This is a genomic window from Amycolatopsis sp. NPDC104775 (assembly GCF_055583325.1).
The window spans coordinates 728,206-745,117 of sequence record NZ_JBVJOE010000003.1; the positions used below are offsets into that span (position 1 = coordinate 728,206).

At 69.0% G+C, this 16,912-nt stretch carries 17 protein-coding genes; 6 read left to right on the plus strand and 11 right to left on the minus strand.

Annotation, left to right across the window (positions count from 1 at the left end; all coding sequences use genetic code 11):
- Positions 1 to 29 precede the first annotated feature (29 nt).
- Positions 30 to 464: an SRPBCC family protein gene (locus tag ACZ63D_RS17500; RefSeq protein WP_465355327.1), complete on the minus strand. Its 435-nt coding sequence runs from the start codon at positions 462 to 464 to the stop codon at positions 30 to 32.
- 97 nt (positions 465 to 561) lie between these two features.
- Positions 562 to 1,479, minus strand: a complete 918-nt coding sequence (locus ACZ63D_RS17505) for an ABC transporter substrate-binding protein (RefSeq protein ID WP_465355328.1) — start codon at positions 1,477 to 1,479, stop codon at positions 562 to 564.
- A 140-nt stretch (positions 1,480 to 1,619) separates the two neighbouring features.
- Here ACZ63D_RS17505 and ACZ63D_RS17510 point away from each other — a divergent pair, with 140 nt between their 5' ends.
- Together ACZ63D_RS17510 and ACZ63D_RS17515 are read left to right on the plus strand one after the other, a co-directional pair.
- Positions 1,620 to 2,312 carry an ABC transporter permease gene (locus ACZ63D_RS17510; RefSeq protein ID WP_465355329.1) on the plus strand — a complete coding sequence of 231 codons (693 nt, stop codon included), beginning with the start codon at positions 1,620 to 1,622 and terminating at the stop codon, positions 2,310 to 2,312.
- A complete protein-coding gene (locus ACZ63D_RS17515) occupies positions 2,309 to 3,022 on the plus strand; it encodes an ABC transporter permease (RefSeq protein WP_465355330.1) in 714 nt (237 codons plus the stop codon). Before ACZ63D_RS17510 ends, ACZ63D_RS17515 begins: the two co-directional genes overlap by 4 nt.
- Here the strand turns inward: ACZ63D_RS17515 and ACZ63D_RS17520 are convergent.
- The 5 genes from ACZ63D_RS17520 to ACZ63D_RS17540 all read right to left on the minus strand — a co-directional run bounded on the left by ACZ63D_RS17520 (position 2,976) and on the right by ACZ63D_RS17540 (position 7,567).
- Complete coding sequence (locus ACZ63D_RS17520; protein ID WP_465355331.1) at positions 2,976 to 4,958, minus strand: aromatic amino acid lyase; 1,983 nt, start codon at positions 4,956 to 4,958, stop codon at positions 2,976 to 2,978. The genes ACZ63D_RS17515 and ACZ63D_RS17520 overlap by 47 nt on opposite strands.
- Positions 4,942 to 5,487 carry a YbaK/EbsC family protein gene (locus ACZ63D_RS17525; protein ID WP_465355332.1) on the minus strand — a complete coding sequence of 182 codons (546 nt, stop codon included), beginning with the start codon at positions 5,485 to 5,487 and terminating at the stop codon, positions 4,942 to 4,944. The genes ACZ63D_RS17520 and ACZ63D_RS17525 overlap by 17 nt, the downstream gene beginning before the upstream one ends.
- A 31-nt stretch (positions 5,488 to 5,518) precedes the next feature.
- A complete protein-coding gene (locus ACZ63D_RS17530; RefSeq protein ID WP_465355333.1) occupies positions 5,519 to 5,812 on the minus strand; it encodes a DUF2516 family protein in 294 nt (97 codons plus the stop codon).
- Between the two features lie 667 nt (positions 5,813 to 6,479).
- Positions 6,480 to 7,175 (minus strand): hypothetical protein, encoded by a 696-nt coding sequence (locus ACZ63D_RS17535; protein ID WP_465355334.1) that lies wholly within the window; start codon positions 7,173 to 7,175, stop codon positions 6,480 to 6,482.
- Positions 7,172 to 7,567 (minus strand): helix-turn-helix domain-containing protein, encoded by a 396-nt coding sequence (locus tag ACZ63D_RS17540; RefSeq protein WP_465355574.1) that lies wholly within the window; start codon positions 7,565 to 7,567, stop codon positions 7,172 to 7,174. The genes ACZ63D_RS17535 and ACZ63D_RS17540 overlap by 4 nt, the downstream gene beginning before the upstream one ends.
- Positions 7,568 to 7,707: 140 nt before the next feature.
- Between ACZ63D_RS17540 and ACZ63D_RS17545 the strand changes: the two genes are divergently transcribed.
- On the plus strand, positions 7,708 to 8,847 hold the full coding sequence (locus ACZ63D_RS17545; protein WP_465355335.1) for a methyltransferase domain-containing protein: 1,140 nt from the start codon (positions 7,708 to 7,710) through the stop codon (positions 8,845 to 8,847).
- A gap of 56 nt (positions 8,848 to 8,903) precedes the next feature.
- Here ACZ63D_RS17545 and ACZ63D_RS17550 read toward each other — a convergent pair whose 3' ends face one another.
- The 3 genes from ACZ63D_RS17550 to ACZ63D_RS17560 form a co-directional block, all read right to left on the minus strand.
- The gene (locus ACZ63D_RS17550; protein WP_465355336.1) at positions 8,904 to 9,473 is read right to left on the minus strand and encodes an AAA family ATPase; all 570 of its coding nucleotides are present in this window, start codon (positions 9,471 to 9,473) and stop codon (positions 8,904 to 8,906) included.
- Positions 9,474 to 9,546: 73 nt separating this feature from the next.
- A complete protein-coding gene (locus ACZ63D_RS17555) occupies positions 9,547 to 9,912 on the minus strand; it encodes a TFIIB-type zinc ribbon-containing protein (protein WP_465355337.1) in 366 nt (121 codons plus the stop codon).
- A gap of 33 nt (positions 9,913 to 9,945) precedes the next feature.
- Complete coding sequence (locus ACZ63D_RS17560) at positions 9,946 to 10,314, minus strand: VOC family protein (RefSeq protein ID WP_465355338.1); 369 nt, start codon at positions 10,312 to 10,314, stop codon at positions 9,946 to 9,948.
- Positions 10,315 to 10,408: 94 nt separating this feature from the next.
- Here ACZ63D_RS17560 and ACZ63D_RS17565 point away from each other — a divergent pair, with 94 nt between their 5' ends.
- Positions 10,409 to 10,876 carry a CGNR zinc finger domain-containing protein gene (locus ACZ63D_RS17565; protein WP_465355339.1) on the plus strand — a complete coding sequence of 156 codons (468 nt, stop codon included), beginning with the start codon at positions 10,409 to 10,411 and terminating at the stop codon, positions 10,874 to 10,876.
- Positions 10,877 to 12,216: 1,340 nt separating this feature from the next.
- Here ACZ63D_RS17565 and ACZ63D_RS17570 read toward each other — a convergent pair.
- Complete coding sequence (locus ACZ63D_RS17570) at positions 12,217 to 13,518, minus strand: DUF445 domain-containing protein (protein WP_465355340.1); 1,302 nt, start codon at positions 13,516 to 13,518, stop codon at positions 12,217 to 12,219.
- 29 nt (positions 13,519 to 13,547) lie between these two features.
- Between ACZ63D_RS17570 and ACZ63D_RS17575 the strand changes: the two genes are divergently transcribed.
- Together ACZ63D_RS17575 and ACZ63D_RS17580 are read left to right on the plus strand one after the other, a co-directional pair.
- Positions 13,548 to 14,714: a pyridoxal phosphate-dependent aminotransferase gene (locus ACZ63D_RS17575; RefSeq protein WP_465355341.1), complete on the plus strand. Its 1,167-nt coding sequence runs from the start codon at positions 13,548 to 13,550 to the stop codon at positions 14,712 to 14,714.
- Between the two features lie 316 nt (positions 14,715 to 15,030).
- A complete protein-coding gene (locus tag ACZ63D_RS17580) occupies positions 15,031 to 16,641 on the plus strand; it encodes a hypothetical protein (protein ID WP_465355342.1) in 1,611 nt (536 codons plus the stop codon).
- The last annotated feature ends 271 nt before the right edge of the window (positions 16,642 to 16,912 follow it).

Below are 16,912 nucleotides of genomic sequence, written 5' to 3' on the forward strand. Positions count from 1 at the left end.
TCCGATTGTCCCCGGTGTTGTGGCAAGCGCTACACGATCTCCGCGAGCTTGCCGAGCACGCCGTCGTAGATCTTCTTGAGCCCGGCCGGGGCGAAGGTCTTCTCGAAGAAGCCGCCGACGCCGCCCGCGCCGTCCCAGCTGGTCTCGATGCGGACCAGCGAACGCTCGCCGGAAGGAGTGACGGTCCAGGTGGTGACCATGCTGGAGTTCGCGTCGGTCTCGACGAAGGTGCCCGGCGACGGCTCGGTCACCGTGGCCGCGACGTCGCGCACGCGCTTCGAGGTGGCCTGCAGCTTCCAGCTGGCCTTCGTGCCGGCCCCGACGCCGCCTTCGCTGACCTCGTAGTCGCGGTAGTGCTCGGTGAGCAGCTTCGGCCGGGTCTCGGCGTAGTCCGCGACCAGCTCACGCACGCGTTCCACCGGCGCGTCGATCGTGCGTTCCGCGGTGGCCGTGACCTTGCCCATGTCATTTCCCCTGCTCTTGTCGGTTTCCGCCGCAGCCACCTTCGCATACGCGCGGAAACCCCGGGAGTGGCGGTAGGCGCCGCCACTCCCGGGAGCGTCAGGACAGGCCCTGCTGCTTCAGCCAGTCCTTGGCGACGTCGGCCGCGGGCTCGCCGTCCGCGTCGACCCGCTTGTTCAGCTCGCGCATGCCGTCAGTGGTGAGCTTCGCGCTGACCGCGTTGACGACGTTCGCGAAGTCCGTGCCGCGCTCGTCGAGCACCTTCTTGTTCACCGCGGGCACCACGTTCTCGGTGGGCACGATGGTGAGGTCGTCCTTGAGCGCGACGTACTGCGAGTCGCCGACCAGCGGGCTGACCGAGTCGACCGGGATCACCGTGACCGCGCCGGAGTTGAGCTGCTGCACGCGAGGCCCGGCCTCCTGCACGGTCTGGAAGGTGGCGTTGGCCAGCTTGTAGACGTCCTTGAAGCCCTTGAAGCACGGCAGCCGCTTCTCGCATTCGGGCGGACCGGCCATGACGACCTTGTCGAGCTTCTTCAAGTCGCTGATCGACGCGATGCCCTTCGACTTCGCGAGGTCGGCCTTCACGATGTAGGTGTTCTTGTCCTCGGCGGCCGCGTAGTTCAGCAGCCCGACGCCCTCCGGCGCGAAGAGCTTCTCCAGCTGCTCGTGCTCGGCCTTGGCGTCCTTGGTGGCTTCCTTGCCGAAGCCGGTCGTGATCGCCGCGCCCTGGTACTCCGGCAAGAACTGCAGCTCGCCGGACTTGAGCGACGGGTAGACCAGCTCCCGCGAGCCGAGATTCAGCTTCCGGGTGACCGGATAGCCCTTGGCCTCCAGCGCGCTCGCGTAGATCTCGGCCAAAATCTGGCTGTCGGTGAAGTTGAACGAGGCGACGACGATCGGAGCGCCGCCCTTGCTCGGCGCGGCCGGCTGGTCGCTTCCCCCACCGCACGCGGTCAAGCCGAGCGCGGCCGTCGCCAGCAGCGCGGCCACTCGGATGTTCCGGGTCCAGCGCACGTGTCCCCACACTCCTCAGTTCACTCGTTAGTGGGAATGGACCCTAACCGCGACCCCCGACAGAAACCACTGGTTAGGAATCCTCGCCACGGAATCCCAAGGGTCGGAATATTGTCGCTCGATCGGGGTAAGGTCAGGCGGTGCACGCGTCCGTGACCCCGCTGCTGGCCGACAGCAGCCGTCCCCTCTTCGAATGGCGGTGGGTCGAACGCAACGCTGACGCGATTCTGCAGCGGCTCGGCGAGCACATCGCCCTCACCGCGACCGCGCTCGGTGTCGGCCTCGTGCTCTCGCTCGCGCTGGCCACGCTGTGCCTGCGCTACCGCTGGTTCTATCCGTTCGTGGTCGGCACCGCGGGCGCGCTCTACGTGATCCCGAGCCTGGGCGCGTTCGCGCTGCTGGTTCCGCTGCTCGGGTTCTCCTTCGCCACCGCGGTGATCCCGCTGGCCACGTACACGCTGCTGATCCTGATCCGCAACATCGTGACCGGCGTGCAGCAGGTGCCGACCGAGGTGCGCGAAGCCGCGGTCGGGCTGGGCTTCACGCCGCGCCGACTGTTGTGGCAGGTGGAACTGCCGCTCGCGCTGCCGGTGGTGATCGCCGGGCTGCGGGTCGCCGCGGTGACGACGATCGGCCTGGTCACCGTCACGTCGCTGCTCGGCAAGGGCGGGCTCGGCTACTTCATCCGCGCCGGCATCCAGTCGCCGATCCCGAACCCGAGCCCGATCATCGTCGGCATCGTGCTGTCGATCGCGCTCGCCGTGCTTGTCGATCTGCTGCTGTGGCTGAGCGAACGCGCGCTGGCCCCGTGGGCGCGGAGGACCGTCCGATGAGCTTTTTCGCGCAGCTGAGCCAATGGCTGGCCGATCCGAACCGGTGGAGCTGGACCGATCCGGCCGGGATTCCGTTCCGTACCGTGCAGCATCTCTGGTTTTCCGCACTGGCGCTGGTGATCTCGATCGTCCTGACGGTCCCGTTCGCGCTGTGGCTCGGGCACTACCGGCGCGGCCAGTTCCTGGCCAGCAGCGCGGTGAACATCGGCCGCGCGATCCCGAGCTTCGGGCTGATCATCCTGTTCTGGTTCCTGGCCAGCCGATGGGGCGCGAACACCGACTTCTGGCCACTGCTGCTCGCGCTCGTCGCGCTGGCGCTGCCGCCGCTGTTCACCAACACCTACGCCGGGGTCGTGCAGGTGGAGCAAGACGTCGTGGACGCGGCGCGCGGCACCGGGTATCGCGAATGGCAGATCATGCTGCGCGTGGAACTGCCGCTGGCGTCGCCGGTGATCGTGGCCGCCGCGCGAGTGGCGTTCCTGCAACTGGTCGCGACGGTCGCCATCGGCGCGATCGTCAACGACGGCGGCGGCCTCGGCCGGTACATCGTGGACGGCTTCGCCCTCGGCGAGCAGGGGCACGGCGAGATCTTCGGCGGTGGCGTGGCCGTCGTGATCCTCGCGTTGGTGTGCGAGGGCTTGTTCGCGCTGCTGACCAAACTGGCTACGCCTCGCGGTCTCGCCCTCCAGCAAGCCCGACGGGACTCGTGAGACAGACCTCGGCCAGCTTGTCGATCTCCGGCCCCAGCGACCGGTCGACCACCACCGGCTCGACCCTTGCCGCGAGCCAGGCGTAAGTGTCGGCCAACCTCGGCGCCCCCTGGGTTTCGCTGAGGTACCGCGCCTGCCGTCCGGCGATCAACTCGCACGCGGTGATGGCGAAGAACCGGGCGATGACGGTCTCAAGTTCGGCCCCGGCCTTGCTGGCAAACGCTTGCACATCCTCCTGACCAGCGGAAGTGTCGAGCGAGCCCAGCGTCGCCGGTGCGGCCAGCCGACGCATCGCGTGCAACTCGCCAGCCGCGCGTTTGTGCAACGGCGTGAGCCCGGCCTGCGGCCCCGGATCCACCGCGAGCTGCGACGGCAACCCGCTGAACTGCGGGTCGAGGAGGCGATGAAGGCGCTGTACCGAAACCTCCGCCGCATGGACGAGCGCTGCCTTGACCGCGTCCATCCGCAACCCGAGCGCCGCGGCGTGGTACCCGGTCGTCGGCATAAACTCACCGTTCACGAAACCTGGTGAATCCGCCGGAGTTTCCCAAGACTCCTGCAAGGTTCCCCGCAGCTCGCCAAGGGTTCTGCTGACGTACTCAAGCACCTTCGGCCCAACCCGCACCGAGATCGGCGCCTGCACGACTCCCGCTCGCGTGGTCGCCCCGTCGATGAGCCCCTCGATCCGCGTACCACGGTAAATCGCCTGGGGCGCACCAAGAACATCCACGGTGATCGCCGCGCAAACCGTCTGCCAATCGATCAGCCGTCGCGCTTTTTTGCCGCACACCCACGCGTACGCCTCAGCCAGCGGCGAACCTTGGATCAGACTCGCCCCTTCCTTCGGCCCGAGCACGAACGGCTTCACCCCGCGCCGGCTGAGCGCTTCCGCCGCCGGGACTTCGGCACCGTCCTCGATGACCGTGCCGAGCCCGACGAACGTCTGGAACGCGTGCGCGAGCGGGATGATCTCGCCCGCGCTGCCAAGACTGTCCCGCGGGACGGCCGGGAGAAACCCGTCGTTGAGCCGGTCGGCGAGGAAAGAGACCAGCTCGGGACTGACGGCCGCGTCGCCGCGGAGGAACCCGCGCAGCCGCATGCGCAGCAACGCGCGGGTCAACTCCGGAGACAGCCACGGCTTACCTCCGACCGCCCGGCCGACCAGAAGATTGCGCTGGTGATCGGCCTGCTGCGCGTCGGTGAGCCGGGTTCCAGCGAGACGGCCCATCCCGGTGTTGACGCCGTAGACCGGCCTGTCGCTGCCGAGCGCGGCCAGCATCTCGTCGCGGTGCTGCTGGAGTGCTTCGAGGACGGCTGGGGCGAGGTCGATGCGTGCTGAGTCGTTGTCTAGCGCGGTGATGAGGGGTTGGGCTGCTTGGGCTACTGCCCGGCTGTTCCCGGTCGGCGCTGAGCCCCCGCTCAACTCGGAACCCGCGTCCGCGCGCTGCGCTTCAATCGCTTCGGCAGAGGCCCGGCCGTGCTCAGCTCCTTGCGGACCGTCGAGCACCGTCTCCGCCTCCTGCGGTTCAGCCACTCCGGCGGACTCGACCGGGACCGCGTCGCCGCCCCGTCCCGCCTCTCGCCACTCAGCCACCCTGGCGGACTCGACCGGCACCGCGTCCCCGCCCGGCCCCGTCTCCTGCGACTCGGCCACTCCCGCGGGCTCGACCGGCACCGCGCCACCGCCCGGCTCAGCCTCCAGCGATTCAGCCACTCCGGCGGGCTCGACCGGGACTGCGCCGCCGTCCGGCCCAGCCTCCAGCGATTCAGCCACTCCGGCGGGCTCGACCGGGACCGCGTCGTCGCCCCGTCCCGCCTCTCGCCACTCAGCCACCCCGGCGGGCTCGACCGGGACCGCATTCATGCCCGGCCCAGCCCTCCGCGATTCGCCCGCCGTTGCATCGTCCACTGTGGACAGATCAGCGCGCGAGCCCATCGATGACCTCGGCGTTCGGCAGCCCCGCGAGCGCCGCGCCGGAGATCAGCAGCTTGCTGCCGCGAATCCCGCTGCCGATCACCAGCTCCGGCGCATCCGCGACGGCTTGGTCGACGAGGATCGGCCAGTCCGCGGGCAACCCGACGGGCGTAATGCCGCCGTACTCCATGCCGGTGAGGGAAACGGCCTCGTCCATCGGCGCGAAGGACGCCTTGCGCACGTCGAGGCGGCGCTTGATGACACCGTTGACGTCGGCACGAGTAGTCGCGAGCACGAGCGCCGCGGCGAACCGAACCTCCCCCGCCCGCTTGCCGGCGACGACGACACAGTTCGCGGACGCGCTCAACGGCGACCCGTACGCCTCGCAGAACGCGGCGGTGTCGGCGAGTTCGGGATCGATCTCAGTGACGCCAAGCTCGTCCGGCGCGGGCATCGCGGCAAGCGCCTTGGCGACGGGTTCGGCGAGCAGGTCAGTACGGGTCGGAGCGGGAACGACAGTGAGGCTTCCGGCGATAGTCCAGGTGGTCACGGGCCCGAATGTAATCCGCCCGGCGTTCCGGTCACCAGTTGCGGTGGCCCCGCTGAACCTCGATGAGCTTCGGCCGCACGTCGACGATGTAGACGAGCGCCGCCGCCATCGCGGGCACCCAGAAGATGAACCCGGGCCCCTGGATCTGGAACAGCACCATGGCGAGCGTGGCCCCGCCGGTGATCAACATCCAGATCGGCTTGGTCTTGCGATCGGCCGCCGAGTACGCGTCGGCTCGCTGCAGCAGCGCGTGAACGAAGGCGAAGAGCCCGACCAAGGCGCTGCCCCAGTGGATGACCCAGAGGATCCAATCGGCAACCAGCACGACGTCAGCTTACGGCAAACCGCCCACGCCGCCCGCTCCCCCGAAACCCGGCAGCACGACGTGACCCCTGGTCAGGGCTGGAGCGAAGGGGTTTGGCCATGGTTTGCCACCCCTGCGGCGTGCGGGGTGACAACGGTCACTGCTAGCCGGGGCGCTCAGGCTTCAGATTAGGTCCGACCTAGCTTCCCGCGGGTTTCAGGACCGGCGATTAGGTCGAACCCAGCTCTCCGCCGCGAAGCTAGGTCAGACCTAACGATGCACGACTCAATCTAGGTCGGACCCGACGCTCACCCAAACTTAGGCCCGACCCAACGACGCTTGCCGAGCTAGGCCAGGCCCACCATCAACCACCGCTCCGGGTGCCACCTTCACTGAATTTCGCGCGCACCATGCCAGGTGCGCCGCACTACCCGCGGCCCGTGCAGGCGCTCGCCGCGCCCACCAACCAGCCCCATTCGCCGGATCAAGCGCACCCAGCCACGGCCCCCGCACCCGCAGCACAACCCCAACAAAGCACACGGCGGCCGGGCCAAATCCTCAGCCCGGCCGCCGTGCGACCCCTCGATCTTCAATTCTCGCCCTGGCGACCCCGGCGCAAACCGTGCCGCCCCCACGGTTACCGCGCCCAAGCGCCCAAACCGTCGTCAGCGCGGTACTGACCCAGAGGTCACTTCTCCGTCTTCGGCGCGGCCGGCTTCTTGGCGTTCGCCGTCGCGCTGCTGGTCGTGCTGCTCGTCGTGCGACGGGCCGGGCTGGTGGTCTTCGGCGCGGTCCGGTTCGCGGCCTTGCGGGTCGCCGACCGGGTCTCGTGCGCGACGTTCTCGCCGAGTTCCTCAACCGCGTCCGCGGTCTCGCCAGCCACTTCGGTCACCTTGCGGGCGGCTTTCTCGCCAGCCGAACGGGTGCGCTTGGTGACCTTCGACAGCACGCCGTCGACGCGCTCGCGGGTCTCCTCGGTCAGGCCCTCCACGCGCTCCTGGGCGGTGGTCAGCGCGTCTTCCAGCTGCTCAAGGGCCTTCTTGACCTGCGGCTGCGCGGAGATCTTGTCCCACGCCTGCTCGCCGGACTCGGCCAGCTTGTTGTACAGCTTCAGCGCGGCCTCGGTGTACTCGTCGATGGCCTTGCGCAGTTCGGCCGGGTCGAGCTTCTCGCGGAGGCTCTCGACCTCGGTCGGCAGCTCCTCGAGGCCCTTGCGGGCGGCCTCGGTGTTCTTGGTGACGTTGGCGCGGGCCTTGGCGACAGCGTCGGTCACGGCCTGGCTGGCCAGGTTGCCCGCGCCGAGCGCGGCGAGCAGCGGGGTGCGGACCTGGTCGAGCGCGTTGTTGACAGCCTTGCGGACGTCTTCGGTCTTGGGCGTGGTCATGCCGACTCCTCAGTGGTCTCTTGGGTGGTCTTCGGTGCGGTGTTCGCGGCGGCGTTTTCGCGCCGGAAGGACTCGTAGACGTCGAGCAGGACTTGCTTCTGCCGTTCGGTCAGCTCGGCGTCGGCGCGGATCGCGTCGCCGACCGGGCCGCCGGTCGGCAGGTCGAGAATCCCGGCCTGCACGTACAACGCTTCGGCCGAGATCCGCAGCCCCTTCGCGATCTGCTGCAGGATCTCCGCGCTGGGCTTGCGGACCCCGCGCTCGATCTGGCTCAGGTACGGATTGGACACTCCGGCGAGTTTCGACAGCTGGCGCAACGAAATCTTCGCGGAGTTGCGCTGCTGGCGGATGTACTCGCCGATGTCGGAGGCGATGTCCGCGACCTTGTCCATAGGGCGCTGCGCTCCGCCGGGTTCTGTCATCCGGTCACCTCCTCGCGACCTACTCGACAGTACGCTCGCGTGCTAGCTATTGCAAGCACCCTGCTTGCAACCATCGGGTGTGGTTCCGCTCACCCCGTTACCCTGGGCTTATGCGGGCACAACGGTTGCGTCGACGTCTGGTCCGGCAGCTCGTCGAAGAGGACGTGCTGCACGACGAGGCATGGGCGGAAGCCTTCGCCACCGTCCCGCGGCACGCCTTCCTGCCGCAGTTTTTCGTGCCCGCCGGGAATCTCTGGGCCGCCGTCGACCGCGGCGATCCGGACTGGCTGGACCGCGTCTATTCGCGCGACGTCCTGGTCACCCAACTCAACGACGACCCCGCGCTGTGGGACCGCGCCCGCGCCACCGGACCGGTTTCCGGCGTGCCGACCAGCTCGTCCAGCATGCCCGCGATCATGGCGATCATGCTGGAAGAACTCCTGGTCCGCGACGGGGATCGGGTACTGGAGATCGGCACCGGAACCGGCTACAACGCCGGTTTGCTGTGCCACCGCTGCGGTTCCGGCCAAGTGTCCACAGTAGACATTGACCCGGCCATCGCGGCGGCCGCGAAGGAACGCCTGACCTCCTGCGGCTACGCGCCCGCCTGCGCCACGGGTGACGGTGCACTCGGTTTCCCGGCCGGAATCCTTTTCGACCGGATCCTGTGCACCGCGTCGGTCTCCCGGATTCCCCTTGCCTGGCTTGCGCAAACCCTTCCCGGCGGACACATCGTCACCACGCTCAACCGCCCGCTCGGCGGCGGGCTCGTCCGGCTCACCGCAGGTGAAGGCACGACCGCCGAAGGTCAAGTCCTGGCCCGCGACGGCCGCTTCATGCCCCTGCGCGCCCATCGCCTGCCGCCTCTCGCGGAACTACCGCCCGCCGCCGACGCCCAATGGCGCCCGACAGAGCTGTCGATGACAGATGTTCTTAAACCGCAACGACATTTCGAGTTCTTCGCCTCGCTGGAGCTGCCCGACGTACGCCCGGTGCACGTCGACCCGAACGGTGCCTTCGCGCTGTCCCATCCGGACGGTTCGTGGGCTCGCACCCGCCGTACGGATTCGGGTTTCGAGGTAGCGCAAGGAGGCCCGCGCGCCCTGTGGGATCTCGCCGAGGACGCTTACCGCCGCTGGGAAGCGCTAGGCCGCCCCGGACGGTCGCGTTTCGGCCTGACAGTCAACAGCGAAGAACAAACCTTCTGGCTGGACGATCCACAATCCGACCACCGCTGGCCATACGGCTGAGTCGCCCTGGCTCGACCGCCCTCGCGATCGCTAGGTCGAACCCAGCCAGTTCTCGCTCACGCACCGATTCCTAGGTCGGACCCAATTCTGGCCCGGACCCACCTCTCCACCGCGGTCACGACGTCGTCGAGCCGGGCCTCGGTCGTGTCGATGGACTCGACCTGCCCACGTATCCACAGGTTGAACTCGAGCATCTCCTCGACCCGCGGCTCGTCCCACTCCCGCCAAGCTGGCCGGGCGCGCAACCGGCGGCGGAGAGTCTCGTTGTCCGCGACCAGGGCCAGATAGTGCACATCCGAGAAAAACACGCGCTCTGGCAACGGTTCCAGTTCTTGGGGCGCGACCGTCCCGCACAGCACGACCGGCCGTCCGTTCTGGTGCAGCATCGCCGCCATCCGCAGCCACGCTCCGCGAAACGCTGGATTTCCCGGGACGTCGTCGCGCAGCGCTCCGGTCCACAACACGTCCTGCTCCAGCACGACGGCCTCGCCCGCCAATCGCTGCGCCAGCCGCGGTCCGACTGTGGATTTGCCACCCGCACTCGGACCCGTCAATGCGAACAACGGCAGCCGCCGGAACGGCCACCGATGCCCGCATTCCGCGCACCACAAGGTGTCCCCGTCCACCTGTGGACAACTCGCGCGGTCGCCACAGGCCGGACAGATCCTCAAATCAAGCGCTACTGGGACTGTGGACAACTCAGTCGAAGAGGTTCTCGAGGAAGCCGCGCTTGCGACGTCCGCCGTACGGTCGCGGCGAATCCCCATAACCGCCGCGGTACGGCCGCGGCGAGTCCGCGTGTCCACCTCGGTACGGGCGCGGCGAATCCGCGTGCCCGCCCCGATACGGCCGGGGCGAATCCGAATACCCGCCTTGATACGGACGCGGCGAGTCGGGACGGCCGTATGGCGGAGGCTGCTGCCGGTAGAAAGCGCTCTCCGCACCGGCAATCTGCTCCAGCTCGCCGCGGTCGAGAAAGATCCCGCGGCAGCCGTCGCACTGCTCGATGTGGACGCCGTTCTTGTCGACCGTGCGCATCACATTCTGACACTTCGGACAAATCACACATCCGACCCTACGCGGGTTCGCTGCTCCGTGTCAGCAGGCGCAAAGGCAGAACGGGTGGCCGACCGGATCGGCGTACACGCGGAAGGTCTCTGGAGAATCGTCGAGCAGCTTCGCGCCCAGCCCGAGAATGCGCTGGTGAGCGGCCTCGAGGTCGGGCACGTCAAGGTCGAGATGCGCCTGCTGCGGCCGGTCCGGCGAGGGCCATTCGGGGGCACGGTAATCCGCCACCCGCTGGAATTCGATCCGAACGCCGCCGCGCGGGTCGATCAGCGTGGCCCAGTGGTTGTCCGGAGCGATCTTGGGTTCGGCCCACTCAAGCAGCGAGCGGTAGAAGCCGGCGAGCGCCCCCGGGTCCGGACAGTCGAACGCCACGCCGCCAAACGTCGGAATCGCACCCATGTGGTGTCCATCCTTTCCTCGTCGCGTAACCAGTAAAGCGAGTATGTCGGTTAGGAAGCCAGGTCGCAACAGATATCGCCCGTACACTGGGAAGGTGCACACCGACGCTTCCCTGGTGGTCGCCTTTCTCAACACCATCGACATCGAACGGGGCGACGACCTGCTGGACGATCCGGAGCTCTGGCGGCAGTGGGCCGCGGATCACGACGTGACACCGAACGATCCCGCCGAAGCCCGCGCCGTACGAGACAGCCTGCGCGCCGCCGTCGGCGATCCGCGGCTGCCCGCGACCACGCTGGACGTCCCGCTCCGCTTCACCCTCACCGAAACCGGCCCGGCCCTGCTCACCCCGGACGCCGTCACCGCGACTCTCGCCGCGACCACCCGCCTGGCCATCCGAGGCGACTGGGTCCGCCTGAAGATCTGCCCCGCCGACGACTGCCTGTGGGCTTTCTTCGACGAATCCCGCAACCGCTCCCGCACCTGGTGCTCGATGCGCGTCTGCGGAAACCGCGAAAAAGCCCGTTCCTGGCGCGCCCGCACGGCAGCTGTCCACAACTAACCCCCTGTGGACAACTTGTCCCCACCCACCACATGTGCACGTGCAGATGCCCTGGATCCCCACAAGTTGTGGACAGCGATTAGGCCATCACCGTGAATTCCTGTGGATAACCCCGGGGATAACTCAGCTTCCTGTGGACAACTGGTTTGAGCGGCTCTCCACTGTGGTATAGGACTGCGCGCATACGACCGACCACCCGCCGCGCCCGTCCTCCCTCGCGCGCGGACTGCGGAATCCGCAGCCGACACAACGCCGCCAGACCCCGCCGGAGGCGACACCGGCCGCGACCCTCGGACCCGCGTCGCATCTTCGACCTGTCCCGGGACGGTGACCCGCCGCCCTTGGCATGGCGCGTGGGTGATCCGCCAGCGCCGCGAGCGCTGAGATGACAGCGATTTCGGCTCAACCACAACGAAATCATGGTGCCAGCCGAATCCGGCGGCCGCTTCCTGCTCGCATCAGGTGGGCCAGCACAGCCCATCGCCTACCGGCAGTTGGTGCCTGGTGAGCAGGCAAACCTTCCGCCGTGCGGTCGGGCCACCACCGTCATCCGCCTCAACTCGGGCTCAAAAGCCAGCAACCCGCAGCTGCCAGTCAACCGGCTACGCCGCTCCCGCCGGGAACCGGCTTGCCCAGCCACAGCCGCCAGCAATCCTCCAGCCACAACACCTGGCCGGGCCCACCCGGCACGCCACACTCGCTGGGAATCCGCCCGCCCGACCACGGCCCCTAGCCAACCCCCGCTACGCCGCTCTCGCCGGGGACCGCCCCGCCACACTCACCAGCTACCGCCTGCACGGCCACAGTCGTCAGCCACAACACCAGGCCGCGCCAACCGGGCATGCCGCACTCGCCGGAAACCCTCCCGCCCGACCAGGTCCCCTAGCCAATCCTCGCTACGCCACTCCCGCCAGGAACCGGCTTGCCCAGCCACAGCCGACAGCCAACCCCGCCCCCGCCGCACCCAGCAACTACCGGACAGCACCGCCACAGCCGCCAGCCACAACACCGGCCGGACCGCACTCGCCGGGAACCCGCCCGCCCGACCACCGGCACGCTCCGCGTGCGAGACCCCAGCCATCCCCGTCACACCGCTCCCGCCCGCGATCAGCCAGCCAACCGCGGCCGCACTGCCCTCACCCGCAACCGCCAGCCGACCCGCCGCACGACAACCCCACGACTGCCAGCCGTTCTCCGCCGCCAGCCACTCCCGCCGACCAGCTCTCGCGGCGACCTCCAGCTCGGCCCACAGCAACTACTCGACCCGCAGCCACTAGCCGACCCCGCCACTCCTCACTCCCGCTCCGCACAACACCCCCCAGGGCAGCAAACCCCCACCCTCAGAACAACAACTGCGCCACCGCGTAAATCACCAACCCGGCCAGCGCCCCCACCACGGTCCCGTTGATCCGGATGAACTGCAGATCCCTCCCGACCTGCAGCTCGATCTTCCGGGAAGTCTCCTCCGCATCCCACCGCTCGACCGTGTCCGTAATGATCGTCGTGATCTCGCGGGAGTAATGCGTCACCAGATAAACCGCCGCGCCCTCGACCCAGCCGTCTACCTTCGACGTCATCGCCGGGTCGTCCACCAGGCGTTTGCCCAGCGATTCGAGGCCGCCGCGCACCCGCTGGCGCAGTTCGCTCGACGGGTCCTCCGCGGCTTTCAGCAGCATTTCCTTGGCCGTCGCCCACGCGCTGCCGATCAGTTTCTGCACTTCCGCGTGGTGCACGATCTGGCTCTTGACCTGCTCGGCCCGTTCCATGGTCTTCGGGTCGGTCTGCAAATCCTGCGCGAACTCGCCCAGGAACTTGTCCAGTGCCAGCCGCATTGGGTGGTTGACGTCCGTTTTCACCGCCCAGGTGAAGGTCAGGACCTCGCCGTACACCTTGTCGGCCAGCATTTCGTCGACGAACTTCGGCGACCAGCTCGGCGCGCGGTCCGAGACGACGCGCAGCATCGTCTGGTGGTTGTCGCGGACCCATTCGTAGGCGCGGTCGCACATCAGATCCACCAGCTTGTGGTGCGCGCCGTCCTCGAAGACGCCTGCCAGGATCTTGCCGAGCGGCGGGCCCCACGGTTTGTCGATCACGCGCTTGACCACGGCCTGCTCCATGATCGCCTGCACGTCCTCGTCGCGGAGCACCGTCACCGCTCCGCGTACGACCGTCGCCAGTTCCGACGTCACGCGTTCCGCGTTGTCTCGCTGGGAGAGCCAGCCGCCGAGCCTGCGGGAGACCTCGACGCGGCGGATTTTGTCGCGGATGACGTCCGGGGACAGGAAGTTCGAGCCGACGAACTCGCCGAGGCTGTTGCCGAGCTGGTCCTTCTTGTTCGGGATGATCGCGGTGTGCGGGATCCGCAGGCCGAGCGGATGCCGGAACAGCGCCGTCACCGCGAACCAGTCCGCGAGGGCGCCGACCATGCCCGCCTCGGCCGCGGCGCGCACGTAGCCGACCCAGCCCGGCCAGCCCGCCGACTGCGCCCAGCTCGTCAGCAGGAACACGATCGTCGCGCCGAGCAGGAAGGACAGCGCGACCAGCTTCATCTTCCGCAGGGCGCGCCGTTTCGCCTCTTCGCCGGCGGCGCCGCCGCCGGGCGGATCCGCGGGCGTGACCTTGGCAGGGGTGAGTTGCTCCACACCGCCATTGTCCGTGAGGATGCGTTCTCGTGCGTGAACCAGCTCTCGTCCCCCGCCTTCGCCCGTTCACCTCGACGGTCTTCGCGGAGATGACCGCGCTCGCCGTCCGGCACGACGCGGTCAATCTCGGCCAGGGTTTTCCGGACACCGACGGGCCCGCCGGAATGCTCGAAACGGCGAAGAACTCGCTGTTCGGCGGCGACAACCAGTACCCGCCGGGGCCGGGCCGTCCGGAGCTGCGCGCCGCGATCAGCCGGCACCGCCAGCGCTACGGAGCCAGCTACGACCCGGACACCGAGATCCTGGTCACCGCCGGCGCGACCGAGGCCATCGCGGCGTCGCTGATCGCGCTGACCGAGGCCGGTGACGAGGTGATCGTGATCGAGCCTTACTACGACTCGTACGCCGCGGCGGTCGCGATGGCCGGGGCGCAGCGTCGCGTGATCGGTCTGGTCGAGACCGAGAACGGACAGCTCGAACTCGACCTCGATGCCTTCCGCGACGCCATCACTCCGAAAACCCGCGCGGTGCTGCTGAATTCGCCGCACAACCCCACCGGCACGGTGTTTTCGCGCGCGCAGCTGGAGGAAGTCGCGCGGCTGTGCGTCGAACACGACCTCATCGCGGTCACCGACGAGGTCTACGAACACCTGGTTTTCGACGGTGCCGAGCACCTTCCGCTCGCGTCGTTCCCCGGGATGCGCGAGCGGACCGTCGCGATTTCGAGCGCGGGCAAAACCTTCAACTGCACCGGCTGGAAGATCGGCTGGGTCTGCTCGACGCCGGAGCTGGTGGCCGCGGTGAAGGCGGCCAAGCAGTTCATCACCTTCGTCTCCGGCGGACCGCTGCAGCCGGCCGTGGCGTACGCGCTCGACAACGAACTTGAGTGGGTCGAAAACCTGCGCGTGAGCCTGCAGGAGAAGCGTGATCGGCTGTCCGCTGGGCTCGCCGATGCCGGATTCGCGGTCCGGCCGAGTGCGGGGACGTACTTCGTGACGGCTGACGTGCGTCCGCTCGGCTTCGAGGACGCCGCCGAGCTCGCTTGGACGCTGCCGGAACGCGCCGGAGTCGCCGCGGTACCCGTCAAGGTGTTCACGGATCACCCGGACGAGTGGAAACATTTGCTGAGGTTCGCGTTCTGCAAGCGCAACGAGGTGATCGACGAAGCCGTCGAACGCCTGCGGAAACTCGTCTGACGACTGCCGTCCGGCCGCTCGTTGGCACTGCAGTAACAGAGATACCGAGAGTGTCGCGGTAGCCGAAACATCGGGTCAACGCCCGAATTCGGCTCGTCGGCCGCCCCACCGGATGGCCGCATTTGCCCCGGTTGAAGCCACGCAGGGTGATCGACTAGGGCTGATCGGACACCAGAGCCGGTGGGGACGTTCCGCCTTACGGGGTGGATCGAGCGCGGGAGAGATGAAAGACTCGCGTCCGGTGCTAGAAAGAGGGCAGCCCCGGGGGACCTGCGACCTGGCCGGAAGAGAGCCCCAGCAAGATCAGTCTCGTGCGGTGGCACGAGCTTCAGGCGCGGACGGTGGTGGTGGCGTGACCGGCATGGCGAATCCGTGCGGCCTCGCGTCTCCCGCGACGTCCGGCACCAGCGCCAGTCCGTTCGGGAGCACGGGTTCCGCGCTTCTCGGAATGACCGACCGCGCGGACGCGTCTTTCGCGCGCGCGGGCGCGCGACGGCGGCCCCGGGCCTGGGCGGCTCCGCTCGCCCGCCCGGCCGCCCGGATCGCCGTCGCCGGCGGGCTCACGCTGGCCGGATGGCTGCTCGGCGCGGCGTTGTCGCAGGCGAACGCGTCGGCGGACGACCACGCCGACCGTCCGGCCGTTTCGGCGCACGACACCGACCCGGAGCACCGGTACGCCGGAACAGCCACGTCCGGCACGCTCACCTGGGCCATGCCCGGAGCGGCGACCAGCGCGAAACACGCCCACCCGCACCTGTTCGAGGTCTCCCCCAACGGCGACCGGCCGGACGTGAGCTTCCGACCGGCCACCGGGGCCGGATGCGAGCCGGACCATCGCGCCAGCACCGCCGAGACGCAGCCCGCGGCCAAGATCACCAAGCCCGGCAAGGCAAAGAGCCCCGGCAAAGCGAGGCACCACGCCCCGGTGGCCGCCCCCGAAGTCTCCACAGCCTCCACGCAGCCCAGCCTGCTCAGCAGCACTAGCAGTGCGCTCGCCCAAGGACTGTCCGGCGCCAGCAGCAACTCCACGCCGAGCCTGCTCAGCACCACCACCAGCACACCCCAGCCGAGCCCGCTCAGCAGCAACCCAGCGCCGAGCCAGCCCAGCAGCCCCGCGCCGAGCCTGCTCGGCAGCGCCACCAGCAACCCAGCACCGAGCCTGCTCAGCGCCACCAGCAGCAACCCGGTCCCGAGCCTGCTCAACATCACCACCAGCAACCCCGCCCCGAGCCTGCTCAACACCACTAGCCACGAGCCCGAGCACGGTCTGCTCGACGGCCTTCTCGGCGGCTCCGACCGCGAACCCGGCCCGGGCCTCCTGGACGGGCTTCTCGGCAGCCCCGAAACCCACCAGCCCGCGCTGCTGGACAGCATCCTCGGAACCGTCGACGACACCATCGACAGGGCCCTGCACACCACGGTCGCCTCGGTCGACACGGTGGTCGACACCGCGCCGGTCCGAGTCGTGGCACCGCCGGTCGAGAAGGTCGACCCGGCCCCGGTGGAGAGCGGGCCGGTCAGCGCTTCCGTTCCCGCGGCCAAGCTGGCGAAAGAGCCGGAAGCGCCGGATGTCGCGATGGTCAGCAAGCAGGCTCCGGTGGCGCACACCGCGCCCGCCCGCGTCCTCGCCGCGCAATCCGCCGTCAAGCAGGAGACTCAGCCCGCGCCGCCGGTCAAGGAACTCAGCCAGGCCGGAGGCGGCGGCAGCGGGAGCGGCGAAGGCCTGCCCGCGGCACCGGCCGCGCCTGCCGCGCCCGCGTCGACTGTCGCACCGGGACACGACGGTTCCGGTGGCCTGCGCCAGCTGTTCGCGCTCGCCGGTGCCGGCGACACCATTACTCAGCTCAAGCTCATCGGAGTCAGCCGCGACCACGACGTCGACGGCGCGGGCAGGGACGCCGCCCTGCCGACTACCTCCCCGGACTGACCGCTCGACCGGTTTCCCGGGGAGAGCCACGTCCATCTCAAGATCAACTTCTTGATCGCGCGCGCCCGTTCGCTGCGCCGGGCTCACCCCATCGCACTACTTCGAACCCAGGGGCTGAACCATGACCGCACTTCCCGACCGGCCGACCGCGCCCGGCCGGATCGGGTCCTGGGGGGGGGGGGGGGGGGGGGGGGGGGGGGGGGGGGGGGGGGGAGGGGGGGGGGGGGGGGGGGGGTGGGTGTGGTGTCGGGTGGGGAGAGGGGGGGAGGGG